Source organism: Polaromonas sp. P1_F9 (genome assembly GCF_056405615.1).
This window is the reverse complement of the sequence record NZ_JBFUBT010000001.1, coordinates 978429-995897: the sequence shown is the minus strand read 5'-3', so window position 1 is coordinate 995897 and position 17469 is coordinate 978429. Positions and strand designations below refer to the sequence as shown.

Sequence of the window (17469 nt, the reverse complement as noted above, 5' to 3'; positions counted from 1 at the left end):
ATGATTAAACTCGATGGCTCGCAAGGCGAAGGCGGCGGGCAGATTTTGCGCACCGCGCTGGCCCTCAGCCTGGTGACGGGTAAGCCATTTCGCATGAACAACATCCGTGCGAAGCGGCCCAAGCCCGGCCTGATGCGCCAGCACCTGGCCTGCGTGAACGCAGCTGTGGCTGTGGGCGGCGGCCTCGATCAGACTTCTGCCGTCAATGCCGCCGGCCAGGCTGTGCAGATTGGCGAAACCACGTTGCTGTTCACGCCAGGTGAGGTGCGCGCGGGCGACTACGAATTTGCGGTCGGCTCGGCGGGCAGCTGCATGCTGGTGCTGCAGACCGTGTTGTGGCCGCTGCTGCAGGCCGAGGCGGCTTCGACGCTGCTGCTCAGCGGCGGCACGCACAACCCGATGGCGCCGTCGTGTTCCTTTCTGACCGCGCTGGCGCCTTATTTCGCCGGCAGCGGCGAGGCACTGTTTGACATTGAACTGCGCCGCCACGGTTTCTACCCGGCGGGAGGCGGGGAGGCGCGCGTGCGCCTGAACCCGCCCACGCAGGGCTTTTCGGCCATTCACCTCATGCAGCGCGGTGCGTTGCTGGAGGCTTATGCCGAATGCCTGCACGCCGGCCTGCCCAGAGGCGTGGCTGAACGTGAGCTGGACGTACTGCGCAAGGGGCTGGGCTGGGAAGAAGGCTGCCTGCGCGACCGCGGGCTGCGCAGCAACGAAGGGCCGGGCAATGCGCTATTGGCCGTCCTGCGCTATGAGCACATCACCGAGGTCTTTGCGGCCTATGGCGAAAAGAGCGTGAGTGCCGAGCAGGTTGCCCGTCGTGTGCTGCAGGAGGTGAAGGCCTACCAGGCCCACCAGGCGCCGGTAGGCCCGCACCTGGCAGACCAGCTGATGATTCCCATGGCACTGGCGGGCCTGCAGGGTCGGATGGGTCGCTATTGGGCGACGGAGCTGACCGAGCACACCCGCACCAATGCGCGGACCATCGAAGCCTTCCTGCCTGTGAAGTTCTCATGCGAGCCATGCAGTGGCGGAACGGTGATTTCGCTGCAGATGTGATGAATGGCCGGGTCATTCCTGGCCGATGCATGCCAATATGAAAAGGTGCGGTGCATTGCTGGCGTTTGGTCCGGAATCAGAGAAGCTTTACAGTGTGGGTTGGTCGCATGAGGAACCCGCATGTCCAACGGCAAAAATACACTACCATCCGGCGCCCTCGATAGAGCCCAGATCGAGAACGCGATCGAAAAGGTCAACCGGCAGATCAAGATTCTGCGGGCCTTCAAAATATCGGTGACGCAAACCGGCTGGGATTCGAGCGTGGAGTCCCTGCAAAAGAAAGTCAACACCACCCTGGCCGACAGCTTTGGCGTGGGCACGCCCGAATACCGGCAGTTTGCCGTCGCGATACAGGATTTTCTGCTGGACAAGACTTTCGGCGACCGCTTCACGGAAGACGAACGCCAGCAAAAAGTCAGGCAGGGGATCGACCTGGCCATCATGCGCGTGAATGCGGCCAAGAAGCTGCTGAGCGACTACCTCGATGGCACTGCAGCGCCGATAGTGGAGCCGGTTGTGGAGGCGAAACCGGTGCCACCGCCCCCACCGGAACCGGAACCGGAACCGAAACCGGAACAGATCTCCACACCTTCACCTTCCATTCCAACGAGGATGCTCATGTCCAAGACCGATCTCCCTTCCTCTTCTGCCACCGCGCCGCAAGCCGTGTCCGGTTCCCGCGTGGCTATCCTGGGCCTGGGCGGAGATGCCGTGGGCGACGCGTGCCAGTTCATGGAGCAGTTGGGGCTGGAGGCGGCGATACTCGACGCCGTCTCCATCGACCAGCTGGAGGGGCTGCGCAATGTGGCGTTTTTGCTGCTCCTGCCGGGCAACAAATCCGATGCGCCTGCGGCCATGCTGGCCATCGGGTTCATGCTGGCCGCGCTCGGCCGCAACCGCATTGCCTGCCTGCTGTCCGAAGATGACGCCTTGCCGGATGTCCTGAAGGGCGCCACAAGCATTTCGGTCGACGAGGCAGGCCTGTGGCGGCTGCTGCTGGCACGTGAAATGAAGCGGGCAGGCCTGGAGGTGGATCTGAACCTTGCCGTGTGAGTGGCACCCCGGCGGCATGAGTGGTGTCAGCGTGCCGCGGGTTTCGTCGCTGCATCGTCAGGCAACATGGCAGCGTCTCTTTGCATCAAGGCCCGGACCAGCCAGGTGAACCATGCACCGGCAATCGCCGCTGCAATCCAAACCAATATCTGCCCCAGCCGGGCCTGGTCGTCCAGCAGGTAGGCGTTGCAGACGCGCACAGGCGAGGTTTCATACAGGTTGCCCACGACGGCCATCATCGGCAACACATTGCCCAGAAAGAAACCCTGCACCAGCAGGCCCGCCGCTTGCCAGGACAGGCGCACGGCGGCGCCGCAAGCCAGCAGGGCCAGGCATTTCAGGATTTCGATGCGGCCGTCCACCAGCGCCAGGTCCAGTACGCGGGGGATCATCAGGATCGCGAGCATCATCGCTGCCGCGAACAAACCGCTGATGCCGTGGGCATTCCAGCGCCCCAGGCGTGCCAGCCAGCGCCCCGGCAGTGCTGCGGCGAGCAGATAGCCGGCCAGCGCCAGCAGGGGATACTGCACCAGCATGTGAAGTGTCATGCTGGCTTCCAGCCCATGCCGCAGGCCGGGCAAGGCCAGCGGGACCAGCAAGGTGGCGGCCATAACCGCCAGGGTGCTGCGCGAGGGACTACCCAGCCTTTTCATGGCGAGGCAGCCTGCGCAAGGTGCTGCGCATAGTCGAGTGCGAGCTGCTGCTCCGCGTAATCGAAAATGCGAACCAGACGGCCTTTCTGGTCGATGACCAGCAGCGCTGCGTTGTGCTCAAAATCGCCGCGGCCGTCAGGTACCACCACGACCTGGAAATCCGCCAGCAGGCGCTGGGTGTCCCGCGGGTCCTGCACACGCACAAAGCGCCATAGCGCCGGGTCGGCGCTCAATCGCGCTGCATAGGCCTGCAGCACGGCGGGGCTGTCGTGACGCCCATCGAAGCTGACCGACAGCAGCTTGACCCTGCCACCGCGCTCCTGCCTCGCCTGCAATATCTGCTGCATTTGCTGGAAGCTGCTGCCCATCGCCAGGCAGACGGTCTGGCAACGTGTATAGACGAAATCCACCAGCGTGACGGACTGCCCGTCGGCGAGCCGCTGCGATAGCGTTTGAGGGGCGATGCCGGGCCCGTCGACGCTGACTGCGGGAGTTGTGACAGGTCGCAGCGCAACTTCGAGCCGGCGGGCGCCCTCGGCGGTCCAGACCTGGAAGTCGTGCGTCAGCCACGTGGCGGCGCTATAGCCCGCCAGGGCCAGCATGGCGCTCAGAAAGGCGGTGCGAAACATCGAAGGGCTCAGGAGGCTTTGGCCGTCAGCGCCTTGAGCTCGGCGCCGCCGTTGAACGGTGCGGTTCGCGTGCCGGCCTTGCGTTCGGCCTCGAACAGCTCGGGCTTGATGGCTCCCGCCTTGTTGGACCATTCGGCGCGGATGTAGCTCGCCACCGCGGCCAGTTCGGCATCGCTGAGCTGCCCGAACGCCGGCATGGCGCCCTTGAAGGTATTGCCCATGACGGTGATTTCGCCCGTGACGCCATGCAGCAGGATGTTGGCCACGGTGCGCTCGTCGCCGGTGACCCATTCGGAGCCGTCCAGCGGTGGAAACACGCCGGGCAGCCCTTTGCCGGTGGCCTGGTGGCAGGCCACGCAGTTGGCGGTGAACAGCTGTTTGCCGTTGGCCGCAGCGCCCGGCGCGGGGCCCGAGAGATCCGCCAGGGTGCGCTTGTCCCCCAGGTCGGCGCGGCCGAAAGAGCCGGACAGCACGATGTAGCCCGCGCCCCACAGCACCAGGGCCAATGCCCCGACCAGGAAGATCAGCGGGATGGGCTGGCTTTTTTCGGAAGGCTCGGCCTGTTCCCGCTCCTGGGCCCGGCTTTCAGATGTCTTGTCGTTCAGCATGGGATGACCTTGTGTGGCTCAGGGCTTGGGGGCGGGTGGCAGCACCGGGTAGGTGTGGTTCAGGCCCTGCAGGTACTTGACCAGGTCCAGCGCCTGGGGCGAAGGCACGACAACCTGGCCGATGTTCGGCCCGTAGGCGGGCGGCAGCGCCAGCGGCTGCTCGCCCTCGCTTTCGGCGTCTTTCGCGTCCTTCACCGTGAAGAGGTAAGGGTAGGACGGCATGATGGAGCCGGGCACATAGGCGCGCGGCTGGTACAGGTGGCCCAGGTGCCAGTCCTTGCTCGGCTGGCGCGCCCCGATGTTGAAGAGGTCCGGCCCGGTGCGCATGCTGCCCAGCAAATGCGGCTTGTCATAGAAATAATCGCCCGGCACCGAGGCCCGGCCCCAGCCGCGCTCCGCGTCGGGGCCGAAGTTCCGGTCACGCGGCTGCTGGCTGTGGCAATACACACAGCCATTGGCAATATAGACCTCGCGCCCGCGCAGCTGGGCGCTGGTGTAGTTTTTCAGCTCCGGCGGCGGTTTGATGTCGCGCACCTGCATGTAGGGCATCACCACCAGGGCTGCCGTGGCGATGCCCAGGGCCACCATGGCGCCCGATGCCAGCTTGACTTCATTTTCCATGAGCGGCTCCCATTTCAACGCTGCGTGCGTCGTTGGGCCAGAAGAGGGCGGCGCCCGCGCGGCCCGGCCCGAAACGAAGCGCCATGGCCAGGAAATGGCCGACGAACACCAGGTGGCTGAGCACCATCAGGCCGCCACCCACGGATCGCCATTTCAGGTAGGGCAGGGTCAGCTCGACGGAAGCCATGAAGGGCTGGGCAGCATCCAGCATGGCCACACCTTGAAGCCAGCCGCCGATGGTGAGCCCGACAAAATATATCGTCACCCCGACAGCCGCCAGCCAGAAATGCAGGGTGATCAGTTTCGGGTACGGCCACTCCCAGTTCAGCACCCGGGGCATCATGAAATAGATGGCCCCGAACAGCACCATGGTGACGAAGGCATAGGCGCCCAGGTGCGCATGGGCCACCGTGAAATGGGTGAAGTGGGTGATCTGGTTGACGCTGCGCAGCGCCTCCAGAGAGCCCTGCAGCGACGAGGCCAGGTACATCAGCCCGCCGAACATCATGAAGCGCAGCGTCGGCGAATAACGCGCCAGGTGCATACGCCCCTGCAGCGTGGCGCCCATGTTGATGCTGAAGGCGATCACGGGGATCACCATCATGACGCTCTGCACGATCGACAGCGTGATGAGCCAGCCGGGCACCGGGCCGCCGATGAGGTGGTGGCCGCCGACCTGCCCGTAGAAAAATGCCAGCGTCCAGAAGCCCAGCAGCGAGAGGTTGTAGGAGCGTATCGGCCGCCCGATGATTTTGGGCAGGAAGTAATAGATGGCGCCCACGCTCACGGGCGTGAACCACAGGCCCAGCACGTTGTGCCCATACCACCAGTTGGTGGTGGCCTGCTGCACGCCGGTGTGCACGCCGGGCATCTTGCCAACCAGGAAGAGCAGGGCAATCCACAACAGCGCCGCCGTCATGTACCAGACACTGACGTACAGGTGCGAGACCTTGCGGTTGACCAGCGTGAACAGCACCGGCAGGATGACAAGGGCAAAGCCGGCGAACATGAAGATTGCGATCTGCCATGGAATTTCCAGGTATTCCATGCCGTCGTTCCAGCCGGTCGCGATGGCGCCTATGCCGCCGGCGATGCCCATGTTGATGAGCGCCCCGCCCAGCATGACCCAGATCGCGCCGTAGAGCCGGGTGCGCAGCAGCCGCGGCAGCAGCCACACGATCATTCCCAGCGCCGCATTGGTGATCCAGCCGTAGAGCACGCCGGTCAGATGCACGGTGCGTATCCGGCCGAAGGTCAACCAGGCATAGTCGGTGAGCCAGTCGGGCTCATGCAGCTTGATGGATGAAACAAGCCCCGCCATCGAACCCACGATGAGCCACAGGCAGGCAAAGGTGATGAACATGAACACAGGAAACGCGGTGGAGCGGTCGGACGTGATGCGGTCCAGCAGTTCGGCGGCGTCGGCCGCGTGCGTCTTGATGCCGCCTTCCTTCACTACCTTCTGCATTGACGCCTGTGCCGCGTCCTGTAGCGCGGGGTCGTCGACCTGGCCGATCTCGCCGTGCGCGAAGATGACGGAAGCCGCGACAGGGTTTTCTTGCAGCAGACCTTTGCGCAGCGACCAGATAAAGACAAAGAGCCCGATGATGGACAACAGGAAGGCACCCAGAAGGCTGAGGGCGGCGCTGTCCATTACGCGGCTCCTCCGGCGGACAAGGCAGGTGCGGGGCCATATCGATTGCCTTTGCACCACCCCCCGGCAAGGCCGGGTGGAGGCGCCGCGCGCCGTGAGGGCTGTGAAGCCTGGACGCTCATGTGTGATGCAGTGGTCATGGTTTCTCCGGTATGGAGGGAAGGCTGCGCTTGCGCGAAGGTCCCCTGGCGTCCTGAGCCGCGATGGGCTGCGGGAGCTTGCCGCTGATGAGTCATCCTACGCCTTTGTCTGCAGTCCGTCTGTTCGGCCGCCCGCGGTTCGGCGCGTGCTATTGATTTTGTAGCTGTTTGCGCCTGATCTGATTGGGCTACGGGCTGTTTTGATGCTGAAGTTCGCCTGCAAGTCATCTGTCAGTCGCGTGAGCAGGTTCTTAAGCCTGGCCTCATGCTTTGGTGTTAGCCTCGCGGCCATGTTGAACCGCATCCCCTCTTTCCTGCGCCATGTCGGCCCAGGCGTTGTCACCGGCGCTGCCGATGACGACCCTTCCGGCATCGCTACCTACACGCAGGCGGGGGCGCAGTTCGGCACCGGACTGCTGTGGACGGTGTTTTTGTCGCTGCCCTTCATGATCGCCATCCAGCTGGTCAGCGCCCGCATCGGGCGCGTCACCGGCAAGGGTGTGGCGGCCAACCTGCGCGAGCACACGCCGCGCGCGTTCCTGATGAGCATGGTGTTTTTGCTGGTGATTGCCAACACCATCAATATTGCCGCCGACATTGCCGCCATGGGCGAGGCGCTGCAGCTGGCTGTGGGCGGCGGCGACCACTTTCATGCAGTGGCCTTCGGCATCATCACTGTGCTGCTGCAGGTGTTTGTGCCTTACCGCAAGCTGGCGCCCATCCTCAAATGGCTGACGCTGTTCCTGTTTGCCTATGTGATCGCCGTGTTCCTGGTACAGGTGCAGTGGGCCCAGGTGCTGCATGACCTGGTCGTTCCCAAACTGCAATGGACCTCGGGCTACTGGATGATGATTGTCGCGCTGCTGGGCACCACGATTTCGCCTTACCTGTTTTTCTGGCAGGCCTCGCAGGAGGTGGAAGAACTGCGCCTGAAGGGCGGCGTGCTGGGCGCCGAAAAGAAGATCCGCCGCGACCTGCGCCGCGTCAAGCGCGACACCTACATCGGCATGTTTTTTTCGAACGCCATCGCCTTTTTCATCATGGTGCTGGGCGGTGCGGTGCTGTATGCGGCCGGTATCCATGATGTGACATCAGCCGCGCAGGCGGCGCAGGCGCTGCGGCCGCTGGCCGGCGATTTTGCCTTTGCGCTGTTTGCCGGCGGCATCATCGCCACCGGTTTGCTGGCCGTGCCGGTGCTGGCCTCATCGGCCGCCTATGCGGTGGCCGAAGCCTTCGGCTGGCCCGAGGGCCTGGAGCGCCACTGGTACGAGGCCAAGCGCTTTTACGCCATCATCGTCATCGCTACCGTAGTCGGCACCGGCATGGACTTCACCAGCATAGACCCGATGAAAGCGCTCTACTGGAGTGCCGTGATCAACGGCGTGGTGGCCGTGCCCATCATGGCGGGCCTGATGCTGCTGGCCGGCCGGAAATCGGTGATGGGCAATTTCACTTCCGGTTTGAAGACCACCTGGTTCGGTTGGGGCGGTGTGGTGGTGATGGGTTTTGCGGTGGCGATGATGCTGCTGGATCTGATCCGCCCCTTGTTCTAGGCTTCCCGGCGACGAACCCACAAACGCTGCGGCCCCGCGCCCTGCCCGGCGAGCTGGTCATAAGGGTTGCGCAACCGGCATTTGTCGATGGACAGGCAGCCGCAGCCTATGCAGTCGTCCAGCGTGTCACGCAGTTTCTTGAGCTGGACCATGCGCTCATCGAGGTCGGTGCGCCAGGCTGCCGACAGTCGGGCCCAGTCCGCGCGGCTGGGGGCCGCCTTCGCGGGCAGGGTGCCCAGGGCTGCCTCGATGTCGGCCAGCGCAATGCCCACCCGCTGCGCCACACGCACAAAAGCCACGCGACGCAGCATCTCGCGTGCGTAGCGGCGCTGGTTGCCCTCGGTGCGGGTGCTGCTGATCAGCCCTTTTTTCTCATAAAAGTGCAGGGTGGACACCGCCACGCCGCTGCGGCGCGCCATGTCGCCGACCGAGAGCGTGGGAAAGATGCCGGCCTGTTCCAGTTCCGTGCCCATGGGATTCCTTGAAATAAATGCTTGACCTCAACTTTACTTGAGGTTCCAGACTTGGGTTTCGCAAGCCAATCCGGCCTGCCATTTTCAAAGGAGTTGTCTCATGCCAGGTGAATCTTCAACCCCCGCATCCACGTCCGTGTTCCGCATCGACAAATTTGTCGTGCCCTCGCAGTCGATCTCCGCTTTTGTCGAGCGCATCCACCATGTCCAGCGCATGCTGGGCGAGCAGCCCGGCTGCTTGCAGAAGCATGTGCTGACCCAGACGGGCGACAGCAGCGAGTTCGATGTGGTGACCGTGGTCGAGTGGGCCAATGCCGATGCGGTGGCCGCCGCTCAGACCGTCATGCAAAAGCAGCTCGCCAGCGAGGGCTTTGACATTCAGGCCTTCAGGAAGAAGCTGGGCGTGCGCGGCGACTCGGGGATGTACCGGGAGGCGTGATCCCTGGGATGCTCAGCGGCGCCCCAGCGCCGCCAGCACATGCTCGGGTGTGGCCGGAGCCTGCAACACGGCGGCGCTGCCGCCCGGCCGGGTTGAGACAATCGCGTCGCGCAAGGCCTCATACACACTGATCGCCAGCATCAGCGGCGGCTCGCCCACAGCCTTGCTGCCGAAGACGTTGTCTTCGCGGTTGGGCTCGGGCCATAAATCGACCTTGAAGTGTTCGGGGACGTCGCCGGTCGCCGGAATCTTGTAAGTGCTGGGTGCGTGCGTGGTCAAAAGGCCCTTGTCGTTCCACACCAGCTGCTCGGTGGTGAGCCAGCCCATTCCCTGCACAAAGCCGCCTTCGATCTGGCCGATGTCGATGGCCGGGTTGATGCTGGTGCCCACGTCATGCAGGATGTCGACTTTCAGCACGCGGCTTTCGCCCGTCAGGGTGTCGATGGCGACTTCGGTGCAGGCCGCGCCGTAAGCGAAGTAGTAGAACGGCCGGCCGGTCAGCGTGGCCTTGTCGTAGTGGATTTTGGGCGTACGGTAAAAGCCGTCGCTCCAGAGCTGGATGCGGTTGGCATACGCCAGCTTCACCACCTCGGTGAAGGGCCGCGCGCCTGCCGGTGTGATGACCTCGCCGCCTTCAAACTGCACGGCGCCCGCGCCGCAGCGATCCAGGCCGGCCACAAATTGCGCCAGGTTGTCGCGCACATTGCGGGCGGCGTATTGCGCGGCGCGCGCGTTCAGGTCGGTGCCGGCTGAGGCGGCGGTGGCTGAGGCATTGGGGACTTTGCTGGTGTCGCTGGCTGTGGCCAGCACCTGGTCGAACGGCACGCCCAGTTCATCGGCCACGATCTGGGCGACCTTGGTGTTCAGGCCCTGGCCCATTTCGGTGCCGCCGTGGTTCACTTGTACGCTGCCGTCGGTGTACACATGCACCAGCGCCCCGGCCTGGTTGAAGAGGGTGGCGGTGAACGAAATGCCGAACTTCACGGGCGTGATGGCGATGCCGCGCTTGATGACCGGGCTCTTGCTGTTCCAGGCAGAAATGGCCTGGCGGCGTTGAGGGTAAAGCGCAGACCGCTCCAGTTTTGATAGCAGCGGAGCAAGGATGTTGTCCTCGACCTTCATCTGGTAGTGCGTCACGTCGCGCTCGCCAATGCCGTAGAGGTTGCGTTTGCGAACCTCCAGCGGATCCAGCCCGAGCCTGCGCCCGATATCGCCCATGATGGCTTCAATCACGATCATGCCTTGCGGCCCGCCAAAGCCGCGGAAGGCCGTGTTGCTTTGCGTGTTCGTCTTGCAGCGGTAAGACGCGATCTCCACGTCTTCCAGAAAGTAGGCGTTGTCGGCGTGGAAGACCGCGCGGTCAGCCACGGGGCCTGACAGGTCGGCGCTGAAGCCGCAGTTCACCGCCATCATGAGTTTGAGGCCGCTGAGCCGGCCGGTGCCGTCGAAGCCCACGTCGTACTCATACGCAAACGGGTGGCGTTTGCCGGTGACCATGAAGTCGTCGTCGCGGTCCAGCCGCAGCTTGACGGGGCAATGCAGTTTGTGGGCAGCGATGGCGGCCCAGACGGCCATCTGGCCTGACTGCGTTTCCTTGCCGCCAAAGCCGCCGCCCATGCGCCGGCATTCGACGCGCACTGCGTGGTTGGCGATACCCAGCGCGTGCGACACCCAGTGCTGGATCTCGCCAGGGTGCTGGGTGCTCGAATACACCAGCCACTGCTGCTGTTCCTGCGGCACCACGTAGGCGACCTGGCCTTCGAGGTAGAAATGCTCCTGGCCGCCCACTTCGAGCGTGCCGTGCAGTGTGTGTGCGGCTTTATTCAGGGCGCTGGCCGCATCGCCGCGTTTCACAAAAACCGGCGGCAGCACATAACTTTCGGCCTTGAGCGCGTCGCGCACGGTCAGCAGTGCAGGCAGGGGTTCGATGTTGCACACCACCTTGCGCGCGGCGCGGCGGGCCTGCATGACGGTGTCGGCCACCACCACGCCGATCACCTGGCCGATGTGCTGCACCGTGTTTTGTGCAAACACCGGCTCGTCGTGCGAGAAATTGCCCAGCACCGGGTCGCCCGGAATGTCGCTTGCCAGGATCACATCGCGCACGCCCGGCATCGCCAGCGCTGCGGCGGTGTCAACGCCCAACAGCCTGCCGTGTGCCACGGTCGACAAAATGGGCGCGGCATGCAGCGTGCCGCGCACCTCGGGAATGTCGTCGACATAGGTGGCGGCGCCGGCGACTTGCGCGCGAGCGCTTTCATGGGGCGTGGAGCGGCCCGCTGCCTGCGTGCTTGCGGGTTTTTGGACCAGCGACGTTTTTTCCGCCAGGTCTGCAGCGGGCATCTCGCCTGCGCGGGCGTTGGCTGCGCGCACGTCCGGGTCGGCCATCGCATCGCGACTGACGGAGACATCTTTCGCGGCGTTCATGCGGCTTCCTCCAGCCGGAAGCTGGCCAGGTTGATCTGCTGCAGACCCTGGCTTTCGAGCCAGTAGCGCTGGAGCAGGTTGCCGAGCACCTGGCTGCGGTAGGCGGCGGACGCGCGCATGTCCGAGATGGGCGAGAACTCGGCGCGCAACGTAGCGATGGCGTGCTGCACAGTGGTCTGCGTCCAGGGCTTCCCTGTCAGCGCCGCTTCGGTCTGGATGGCGCGCACCGGCGTGGCTGCCACACCGCCCGCACCGATGGAAGCAGCGACCACGGTGCTGTTTTCAATCCGCAGGTTGATCGCCAGACAGGCGGCGGAAATGTCGTCGTCGTAGCGCTTCGAGATTTTGTAAACCTTCATCGCCTCGCGGGGCTGCGGTTTGGGCACCTTGATCCAGCCCAGCACTTCGTCGGGCGCCATCACGTTCTTGCGGTAGCCGGTGTAAAGCGCTTCCAGCGGCATTTCGCGGTGGCCGCGCATGCTCATCAGGACGATGTTGGCCCCCAGCGCAATCAGCAGAGGCATGGAGTCGCCAATCGGCGAGCCATTGGCGATGTTGCCGCCCAGCGTGCCCGAATTTCGCACCGGCAGCCCGGCAAAGCGGGCGGCGAAGTTGTGCAGCTGCGGCCGGTCTTTCACAAGCGCCGCATAGGCGTCGGCCAGTGTCACGGCGGCACCTATGGCGATGTGCTGCGGGTAGTCTTCAATGTGGCGCAGTTCCCGCACTTTGGTGACATCCAGCACCTCCCCGAACTGCATGTGCTGTTTGGTCACCCACAAGCCCACGTCGGTGCAGCCGGCCACCAGCTGGGCATCGGGGTAGGCGGCGCGGGCCTGCAGCAAGGCTTTCAGCGTGGTGGGTGATTTGTAGGCCAAATCGGCCTGCAGCCCAACAGGGGCGGGCGCAAGCGGCTCCAGTTTTTGTAGCAAACCGGCTTCGTCGATCCGCATCGGAGGTAGGTCGCCCATGGTCTGCGCGGCCTCCAGGATGGGCCGGTAGCCAGTGCAGCGGCAGAGGTTGCCGGAGAGTTCTTCCTGCGCCAGCTCCCGCGTGATGGGCTCGCCCTTGCAGACGTGGTTCTGGTACATGCCGAACAGGCTCATCACGAAGCCGGGTGTGCAGAAGCCGCATTGGGAGCCGTGCTTATCGACCATGGCCTGCTGGGCAGGGTGTAGGGCTCCGTCCGTGGCAATATCTTCCACAGTCCAAAGCGCCATTCCGTCTATGGAATGCGCCAGCCGAATGCAGCTGTTGATGGCACGGTATTCGAGCTTGCCGCCGGCCGCCTCGCCCAGCACCACGGTGCAGGCGCCGCAGTCACCTTCGCCGCAGCCCTCCTTGGTGCCGGTGCAGGCCAGGTCCTCGCGCAGCAGCTCCAGCAGGGTGCGGCTGGGTGGTACATTGCTGACGGAAACAACTTCACCCCGCCTGACGAAGCGGATGGGTCTGGAAAAAGATGGGACAGCCATGCTTCAGGTTAAAACAGCCTTGCTGCGGCCGGCATACAAAAGTGCATATCAACCGCATGGGTGAAAAGGTATGAAAGACCAGGCGCTTTTCGACAAGATAGACCTCCATCTCATCAGGGTCTTGAACACCGTGCTTACCGAACGCAGCGTATCACGCGCCGCCCTCCGCCTGGGCATGTACCAGCCCGCCGTCAGCGCGGCGCTCAAGCGCCTGCGCACGCTGGCGGGCGACCCTATCCTGGTGCGGTCCGGCGCCGGTATGGTGCCCACGGATGCGGGCCTGCGCATGATCGAGCCCTCGGCCAGCATTTTGCGCGCGGCCGGCATGTTGTTCAGCGATGCGCGCGGGTTTGACCCGGCCACCGCCCAGACCACCTTTCGCCTGGCAGCCAGCGACTACCTGGACCCGTCCTTCCTGCCGCAGCTGGTGGCGCAGATCAAATCCCAGGCGCCGCTCTGCCATATTGAAATCCACCCGCTGTCCGCTGAATCCGACTACCGCATGCACCTGGCGCAAGGCCAGGCCGACATCGTCATAGGCAACTGGGCCGCACCGCCCGACGACCTGCACATGGCGCGGCTTTTTGGCGACGAAGTGGTGTGCCTGGTCGCCAAAGACCACCCGGCGGTACGCCGCGGCTGGGATGCCGCGACCTGGCTGGAAGCCGAACATATCGCGCCCACCGCCACGCACCCCGGCGCTAAGGGCGTGATCGACGAGCATCTCGATACCCTGGGCATGGTGCGCAACATCACGGTGCGCTGCCCGCACTTCAGCCTCATGCCGGCCATGGTGGCATCAAGCTTGCTGGTGATGACCACCGGGCGCCAGTACTGTGAACGCTTTGCCAGCCTGTTGCCGGTGAAAATACTGCCTAGCCCGATCGCCTTTCCCCGCATGATGTATTACCAGCTTTGGCACGAACGCACGCATGCCTCCAATTCGGCCCGGTGGCTGCGCGAACGTGTCAAGTCTGTGGCCTCAACGCTACGAAAAGAATAGCTGCTTGCGCCCGTTCTGTATGGGTTTCAGCCAGAATCACCTATAAACCGAAGACAAAACCGGATACCCAGAGACAATGACCGCAGCCCCGCCCCAGACTGACAGCCCGCCCGGCCAGCCGCCGCGGCTGCAGCTTTCCGGCATCACCAAAAGCTACCCGGGCGTGGTGGCCAACAGTGGCATTTCGCTGACGGTACAGCCCGGTGAAATCCACGCCGTGCTCGGTGAAAACGGCGCGGGCAAATCCACGCTGATGAAGATCATTTACGGCTCGGTCAAGCCCGACGCCGGCAGCGTGGCGATGGACGGCAAACCGGTCGTGGTGCGCAACCCGCACGAGGCGCGGGCGCTGGGCATCAGCATGGTGTTCCAGCACTTCAGCCTGTTCGACACGCTGACGGTGGCCGAAAACGTCTGGCTGGGGCTGGACAAGGCACTGAGCCTGGCTGAAGTGACACGGCGCATCGCCACCAAGGCGCAGGAGTACGGGTTGGACACCGACCCTTCACGCCCTGTGCACACACTGTCGGTGGGAGAGATGCAGCGTGTGGAGATCATCCGGGCGCTGCTGACCCATCCGCGATTGCTGATCCTGGACGAACCGACCTCTGTGCTGACTCCGCAGGCGGTTGAAAAACTCTTCGTGGTGCTGCGCCAGTTGGTGTCTGAAGGCTGCAGCATCCTCTACATCAGCCACAAGCTGCACGAGATCCGCGAACTGTGCACTGCCTGCACGGTGCTACGCGGCGGGAAGGTGACCGGGTTTTGCAACCCGGTTGTGGAAAGCAATGCTTCGCTCTCGCGCCTGATGATTGGCGCCGAGCCACCGCCGCTTGAGCACCATGACCGTGCGCCTGGTGCGGTGGCGCTGCAAGTGAAAGCATTGAGCCTGGCGCGTGCCGACCAGTTTGGCGTGGACCTGCGGGACGTGGCGCTCCAGGTGCGCGCCGGCGAGGTGGTCGGCATTGCCGGCGTCTCGGGCAATGGCCAGAAGGAACTGCTGTACGCGCTGTCAGGTGAAGATACCCGCGCCGCGCCGGCCATGATCGAACTCTTCGGCCAGCCCGCCGCGCAGTTGCGCCCGCGTGCTCGCCGCGCGCTGGGCCTGAATTTTGTGCCGGAGGAGCGGCTGGGCCGGGGTGCCGTGCCCACGCTGAGCCTGGCGCACAACCTTCTGCTGACGCGGCACGATGCGCTCGGCAGGGGCGGCTGGATACACACCGGCCGGCTGGCGCAGCAGGCCGCAGCCATCATCCAGCGCTTCAAGGTCAAGGCCGGGGGGCCGGCCGCAGCAGCGCGATCCCTCTCGGGCGGCAATCTGCAGAAGTTCATCGTTGGCCGCGAGATCGACGCCAACCCCAAACTTTTTATCGTGGCGCAGCCCACCTGGGGTGTTGACGTGGGTGCGGCGGCGTTGATCCGCAGCGAAATTCTGGCACTGCGCGATGCTGGCTGTGCCGTGCTGGTCGTGAGCGAAGAGCTGGAAGAGTTGTTTGAAATCGCTGACCGGTTGTATGTCATGGCCAAGGGAAGGCTGTCGCCTTCGGTCGACCGCGCCGCGGCTACGGTGCCGCAGATCGGCGAATGGATGAGCGGGCTGTGGGCGGGCGCCGCCAGCACCGCGGCTGCCGGAGACGTACAGGAGGCCACCGATGTTCAGGCTTGAACCCCGCTCGCAGCCGTCGCGTTGGTGGGGCTATGCCTCGCCGGTGCTGGCGCTGGTGGTCACGGTGCTGATCGGCACCGTGCTCTTCATGCTGCTGGGCAAGGACCCGGTCAAGGGCTTGCTGGTATTTTTTTATGAGCCGATCAAAAACAGCTACGCACTGGGCGAGCTCATGGTCAAGGCCACGCCGCTGCTCATTATCGCGCTGGGGCTGGCCGTGTGTTTTCGCTCCAACGTCTGGAACATCGGCGCCGAAGGCCAGTTTGTGGTGGGCGCCGTGGCTGCGGGCTATGTTGCCCTGCAGGCCGACAAGACCACCGGTGCATGGATCATCGTGGCCATCATTGCCGCCGGTGTGGCGGGCGGCATGTTCTGGGCGGCCATCGTGGCTTTTCTGCGCGACCGTTTCAATGCCAATGAGATCCTCGTCAGCCTGATGCTGGTTTATGTGGCCACACTGCTGCTGGGTTATGTGGTGACGGGTCCGCTGAAAGATCCGATGGGTTTCAATTTCCCCCAAAGCAAGACCTTTGACGCGGTGACGCAGATGCCGCGGCTCATGAAGGGCTCGCGCATGACCATTGGCCTGCTGCTGGCGCTGGCCGGGGTGGGCGCGCTGTGGGTATTTTTGTTCCGCACCCGCGCCGGTTTTGCGCAGCAGGTAGGCGGGCTGGCGCCGGCGGCAGCCCGCTATGCCGGGTTTTCGTCCCGGCGTGCGGTGTGGATTGCGTTGCTGACTTCGGGTGGCGCGGCGGGTCTTGCGGGCGCGCTCGAGGTTGCCGGGCCGATAGGCCAACTCACGCCTTATGTTCCGGCAGGTTATGGCTTTGCTGCGATCATCGTGGCCTTTGTCGGGCGGCTGAATCCGGTGGGCATGGTGTTTTCGGCCATCCTGATGAGCATGTTCTACATCGGCGGTGAACTGGCGCAGTCGCGTCTGGGCCTGCCCAAGTCACTGACCGGAGTCTTTCAGGGCCTGCTGCTGTTTACCTTGCTGGCCTGCGACACATTGATCGCCTACCGCATACGTCGCAAGGCAGATGCCATGCCGGCCACGGCCGCCGGGAATGCCACCCCTTCACAAGGAGCCGCCTGATGGACGTTTACATGGCCCTGTTGGGCTCGGTCTTCAGCGCGGGCACGGTGCTGGCCATTGCCGCGCTGGGCTTGTTGATCAATGAAAAAGTTGGCATCGTGAACCTTGGTGCGGAGGGCATGATGCTGTGCGCCGCCGTGGCAGGCGTCATGATGACGGTCGCCACCGGCAGCATCTGGCTTGGCCTGCTGGCCGGCATGGGCGCAGGGGCGGCGCTGGCCACGGTGTTTGGCGTGCTGGTCATCTGGTTCAACACCAACCAGTACGCCACCGGCCTGGCGCTCAGTTTGTTCGGTGCAGGCTTTTCGGCCTTTGTGGGAACCGACTACACCAAGGCGGCGCTGCCTGCGCTGCCGCCGTTCTCGGTGCCGTGGCTGGGTGACCTGCCCATTGTGGGCGGGCCTTTGTTCCAGCAGCATCCGCTGGTCTATCTGGTGATTCTGTTTGCGGCTGCGCTGGTCTGGTTTTTGTACCGCACGCGCCTGGGGCTGGTGGTGCGGGCGGTAGGCGAGTCGCCCGAGTCGGCTCATGCGCTGGGCTATCCAGTGCGCCGCATCCGCCTGGCGGCGGTCATCACCGGCGGCGCACTGTGCGGGCTGGCCGGCGCCTACTTGTCAGAGGTGTATTCGCATGGCTGGACAGAAGGCATGGTCTCCGGCCGGGGCTGGATTGCCCTGGCCTTGACCACTTTTGCCACCTGGCGCCCGGCACGGGTGTTGCTTGGTGCCTACCTGTTTGGCGGCGTGACCATGCTGCAGTTTCACTTCCAGAGCCAGGGGGTCAATGTGCCGAGCGAATTCCTCAGCATGTTGCCCTACCTGGCGACCATCGTTGTGCTGGTGCTGATTTCGCGCAACCCGGCCTGGATACGACTGAACATGCCGGCTTCGCTGGGCAAGCCGTTTTACCCCGGCGCCTGAGGTTTC

Annotated in this window: 16 protein-coding genes; 8 read left to right on the top strand and 8 right to left on the bottom strand. The window is 64.3% G+C overall.

What is annotated here, in order from left to right; all coding sequences use genetic code 11:
* The gene (gene rtcA / locus AC1DYR_RS04690; protein WP_477704040.1) at positions 1 to 1059 is read left to right on the top strand and encodes an RNA 3'-terminal phosphate cyclase; all 1059 of its coding nucleotides are present in this window, start codon (positions 1 to 3) and stop codon (positions 1057 to 1059) included.
* Positions 1060 to 1179: 120 nt separating this feature from the next.
* Complete coding sequence (locus tag AC1DYR_RS04685; protein ID WP_477704039.1) at positions 1180 to 2112, top strand: hypothetical protein; 933 nt, start codon at positions 1180 to 1182, stop codon at positions 2110 to 2112.
* Positions 2113 to 2138: 26 nt separating this feature from the next.
* Here the strand turns inward: AC1DYR_RS04685 and AC1DYR_RS04680 are convergent, their stop codons facing one another.
* Genes AC1DYR_RS04680 through AC1DYR_RS04660 form a run of 5 tightly spaced genes read right to left on the bottom strand, consistent with a single transcriptional unit; the run spans position 2139 to position 6277 of the window.
* Complete coding sequence (locus tag AC1DYR_RS04680; RefSeq protein ID WP_477704038.1) at positions 2139 to 2765, bottom strand: hypothetical protein; 627 nt, start codon at positions 2763 to 2765, stop codon at positions 2139 to 2141.
* Positions 2762 to 3394 carry an SCO family protein gene (locus AC1DYR_RS04675; protein ID WP_477704037.1) on the bottom strand — a complete coding sequence of 211 codons (633 nt, stop codon included), beginning with the start codon at positions 3392 to 3394 and terminating at the stop codon, positions 2762 to 2764. The genes AC1DYR_RS04680 and AC1DYR_RS04675 overlap by 4 nt, the downstream gene beginning before the upstream one ends.
* An 8-nt stretch (positions 3395 to 3402) precedes the next feature.
* Positions 3403 to 4002 (bottom strand): c-type cytochrome, encoded by a 600-nt coding sequence (locus AC1DYR_RS04670; protein ID WP_477672113.1) that lies wholly within the window; start codon positions 4000 to 4002, stop codon positions 3403 to 3405.
* Between the two features lie 18 nt (positions 4003 to 4020).
* The gene (locus AC1DYR_RS04665) at positions 4021 to 4623 is read right to left on the bottom strand and encodes a cbb3-type cytochrome c oxidase subunit II (protein ID WP_477668129.1); all 603 of its coding nucleotides are present in this window, start codon (positions 4621 to 4623) and stop codon (positions 4021 to 4023) included.
* Entirely contained in the window at positions 4613 to 6277 is a 1665-nt protein-coding gene (locus AC1DYR_RS04660; RefSeq protein WP_477704036.1) for a cbb3-type cytochrome c oxidase subunit I, read from the bottom strand. The genes AC1DYR_RS04665 and AC1DYR_RS04660 overlap by 11 nt, the downstream gene beginning before the upstream one ends.
* 430 nt (positions 6278 to 6707) lie before the next feature.
* Between AC1DYR_RS04660 and AC1DYR_RS04655 the strand changes: the two genes are divergently transcribed.
* Complete coding sequence (locus AC1DYR_RS04655) at positions 6708 to 7970, top strand: Nramp family divalent metal transporter (protein WP_457279846.1); 1263 nt, start codon at positions 6708 to 6710, stop codon at positions 7968 to 7970.
* On the opposite strand, the gene soxR is transcribed toward AC1DYR_RS04655, so the two are convergent.
* Positions 7967 to 8443 (bottom strand): redox-sensitive transcriptional activator SoxR, encoded by a 477-nt coding sequence (gene soxR / locus AC1DYR_RS04650; protein WP_477704035.1) that lies wholly within the window; start codon positions 8441 to 8443, stop codon positions 7967 to 7969. The two genes, AC1DYR_RS04655 and soxR, sit on opposite strands and share 4 nt — an antisense overlap.
* 100 nt (positions 8444 to 8543) lie before the next feature.
* Here soxR and AC1DYR_RS04645 point away from each other — a divergent pair, with 100 nt between their 5' ends.
* A complete protein-coding gene (locus AC1DYR_RS04645) occupies positions 8544 to 8882 on the top strand; it encodes an antibiotic biosynthesis monooxygenase (RefSeq protein ID WP_477704034.1) in 339 nt (112 codons plus the stop codon).
* 12 nt (positions 8883 to 8894) lie between these two features.
* Here the strand turns inward: AC1DYR_RS04645 and xdhB are convergent, their stop codons facing one another.
* Positions 8895 to 11309 (bottom strand): xanthine dehydrogenase molybdopterin binding subunit, encoded by a 2415-nt coding sequence (gene xdhB, locus AC1DYR_RS04640; protein ID WP_477704033.1) that lies wholly within the window; start codon positions 11307 to 11309, stop codon positions 8895 to 8897.
* Positions 11306 to 12778 (bottom strand): xanthine dehydrogenase small subunit, encoded by a 1473-nt coding sequence (gene xdhA / locus AC1DYR_RS04635; RefSeq protein ID WP_477704032.1) that lies wholly within the window; start codon positions 12776 to 12778, stop codon positions 11306 to 11308. Before xdhA ends, xdhB begins: the two co-directional genes overlap by 4 nt.
* A 70-nt stretch (positions 12779 to 12848) precedes the next feature.
* On the opposite strand from xdhA, the gene AC1DYR_RS04630 reads away from it, so the two are divergent.
* From AC1DYR_RS04630 to AC1DYR_RS04615, 4 genes are all read left to right on the top strand, one after another.
* Positions 12849 to 13781, top strand: coding sequence for a LysR family transcriptional regulator (locus tag AC1DYR_RS04630; RefSeq protein WP_477704031.1), 933 nt, complete (start codon positions 12849 to 12851; stop codon positions 13779 to 13781).
* Between the two features lie 76 nt (positions 13782 to 13857).
* Positions 13858 to 15447, top strand: a complete 1590-nt coding sequence (locus AC1DYR_RS04625) for an ABC transporter ATP-binding protein (RefSeq protein WP_477704030.1) — start codon at positions 13858 to 13860, stop codon at positions 15445 to 15447.
* Positions 15434 to 16543 carry an ABC transporter permease gene (locus AC1DYR_RS04620; RefSeq protein ID WP_477704029.1) on the top strand — a complete coding sequence of 370 codons (1110 nt, stop codon included), beginning with the start codon at positions 15434 to 15436 and terminating at the stop codon, positions 16541 to 16543. Before AC1DYR_RS04625 ends, AC1DYR_RS04620 begins: the two co-directional genes overlap by 14 nt.
* Entirely contained in the window at positions 16543 to 17463 is a 921-nt protein-coding gene (locus AC1DYR_RS04615) for an ABC transporter permease (protein ID WP_477704028.1), read from the top strand. The genes AC1DYR_RS04620 and AC1DYR_RS04615 overlap by 1 nt, the downstream gene beginning before the upstream one ends.
* Positions 17464 to 17469: the final 6 nt, after the last annotated feature.

Coding starts and splice junctions, on each gene's coding strand:
- AC1DYR_RS04680 (WP_477704038.1), bottom strand. CDS start 2,765: ATGAAAAGGCTGGGTAGTCCCTCGCGCAGCACCCTGGCGGTTATGGCC.
- rtcA (WP_477704040.1), top strand. CDS start 1: ATGATTAAACTCGATGGCTCGCAAGGCGAAGGCGGCGGGCAGATTTTG.
- xdhB (WP_477704033.1), bottom strand. CDS start 11,309: ATGAACGCCGCGAAAGATGTCTCCGTCAGTCGCGATGCGATGGCCGAC.
- xdhA (WP_477704032.1), bottom strand. CDS start 12,778: ATGGCTGTCCCATCTTTTTCCAGACCCATCCGCTTCGTCAGGCGGGGT.
- AC1DYR_RS04625 (WP_477704030.1), top strand. CDS start 13,858: ATGACCGCAGCCCCGCCCCAGACTGACAGCCCGCCCGGCCAGCCGCCG.
- AC1DYR_RS04645 (WP_477704034.1), top strand. CDS start 8,544: ATGCCAGGTGAATCTTCAACCCCCGCATCCACGTCCGTGTTCCGCATC.
- AC1DYR_RS04670 (WP_477672113.1), bottom strand. CDS start 4,002: ATGCTGAACGACAAGACATCTGAAAGCCGGGCCCAGGAGCGGGAACAG.
- AC1DYR_RS04655 (WP_457279846.1), top strand. CDS start 6,708: ATGTTGAACCGCATCCCCTCTTTCCTGCGCCATGTCGGCCCAGGCGTT.
- AC1DYR_RS04630 (WP_477704031.1), top strand. CDS start 12,849: ATGAAAGACCAGGCGCTTTTCGACAAGATAGACCTCCATCTCATCAGG.
- AC1DYR_RS04665 (WP_477668129.1), bottom strand. CDS start 4,623: ATGGAAAATGAAGTCAAGCTGGCATCGGGCGCCATGGTGGCCCTGGGC.
- AC1DYR_RS04660 (WP_477704036.1), bottom strand. CDS start 6,277: ATGGACAGCGCCGCCCTCAGCCTTCTGGGTGCCTTCCTGTTGTCCATC.
- AC1DYR_RS04685 (WP_477704039.1), top strand. CDS start 1,180: ATGTCCAACGGCAAAAATACACTACCATCCGGCGCCCTCGATAGAGCC.
- AC1DYR_RS04615 (WP_477704028.1), top strand. CDS start 16,543: ATGGACGTTTACATGGCCCTGTTGGGCTCGGTCTTCAGCGCGGGCACG.
- AC1DYR_RS04620 (WP_477704029.1), top strand. CDS start 15,434: ATGTTCAGGCTTGAACCCCGCTCGCAGCCGTCGCGTTGGTGGGGCTAT.
- soxR (WP_477704035.1), bottom strand. CDS start 8,443: ATGGGCACGGAACTGGAACAGGCCGGCATCTTTCCCACGCTCTCGGTC.
- AC1DYR_RS04675 (WP_477704037.1), bottom strand. CDS start 3,394: ATGTTTCGCACCGCCTTTCTGAGCGCCATGCTGGCCCTGGCGGGCTAT.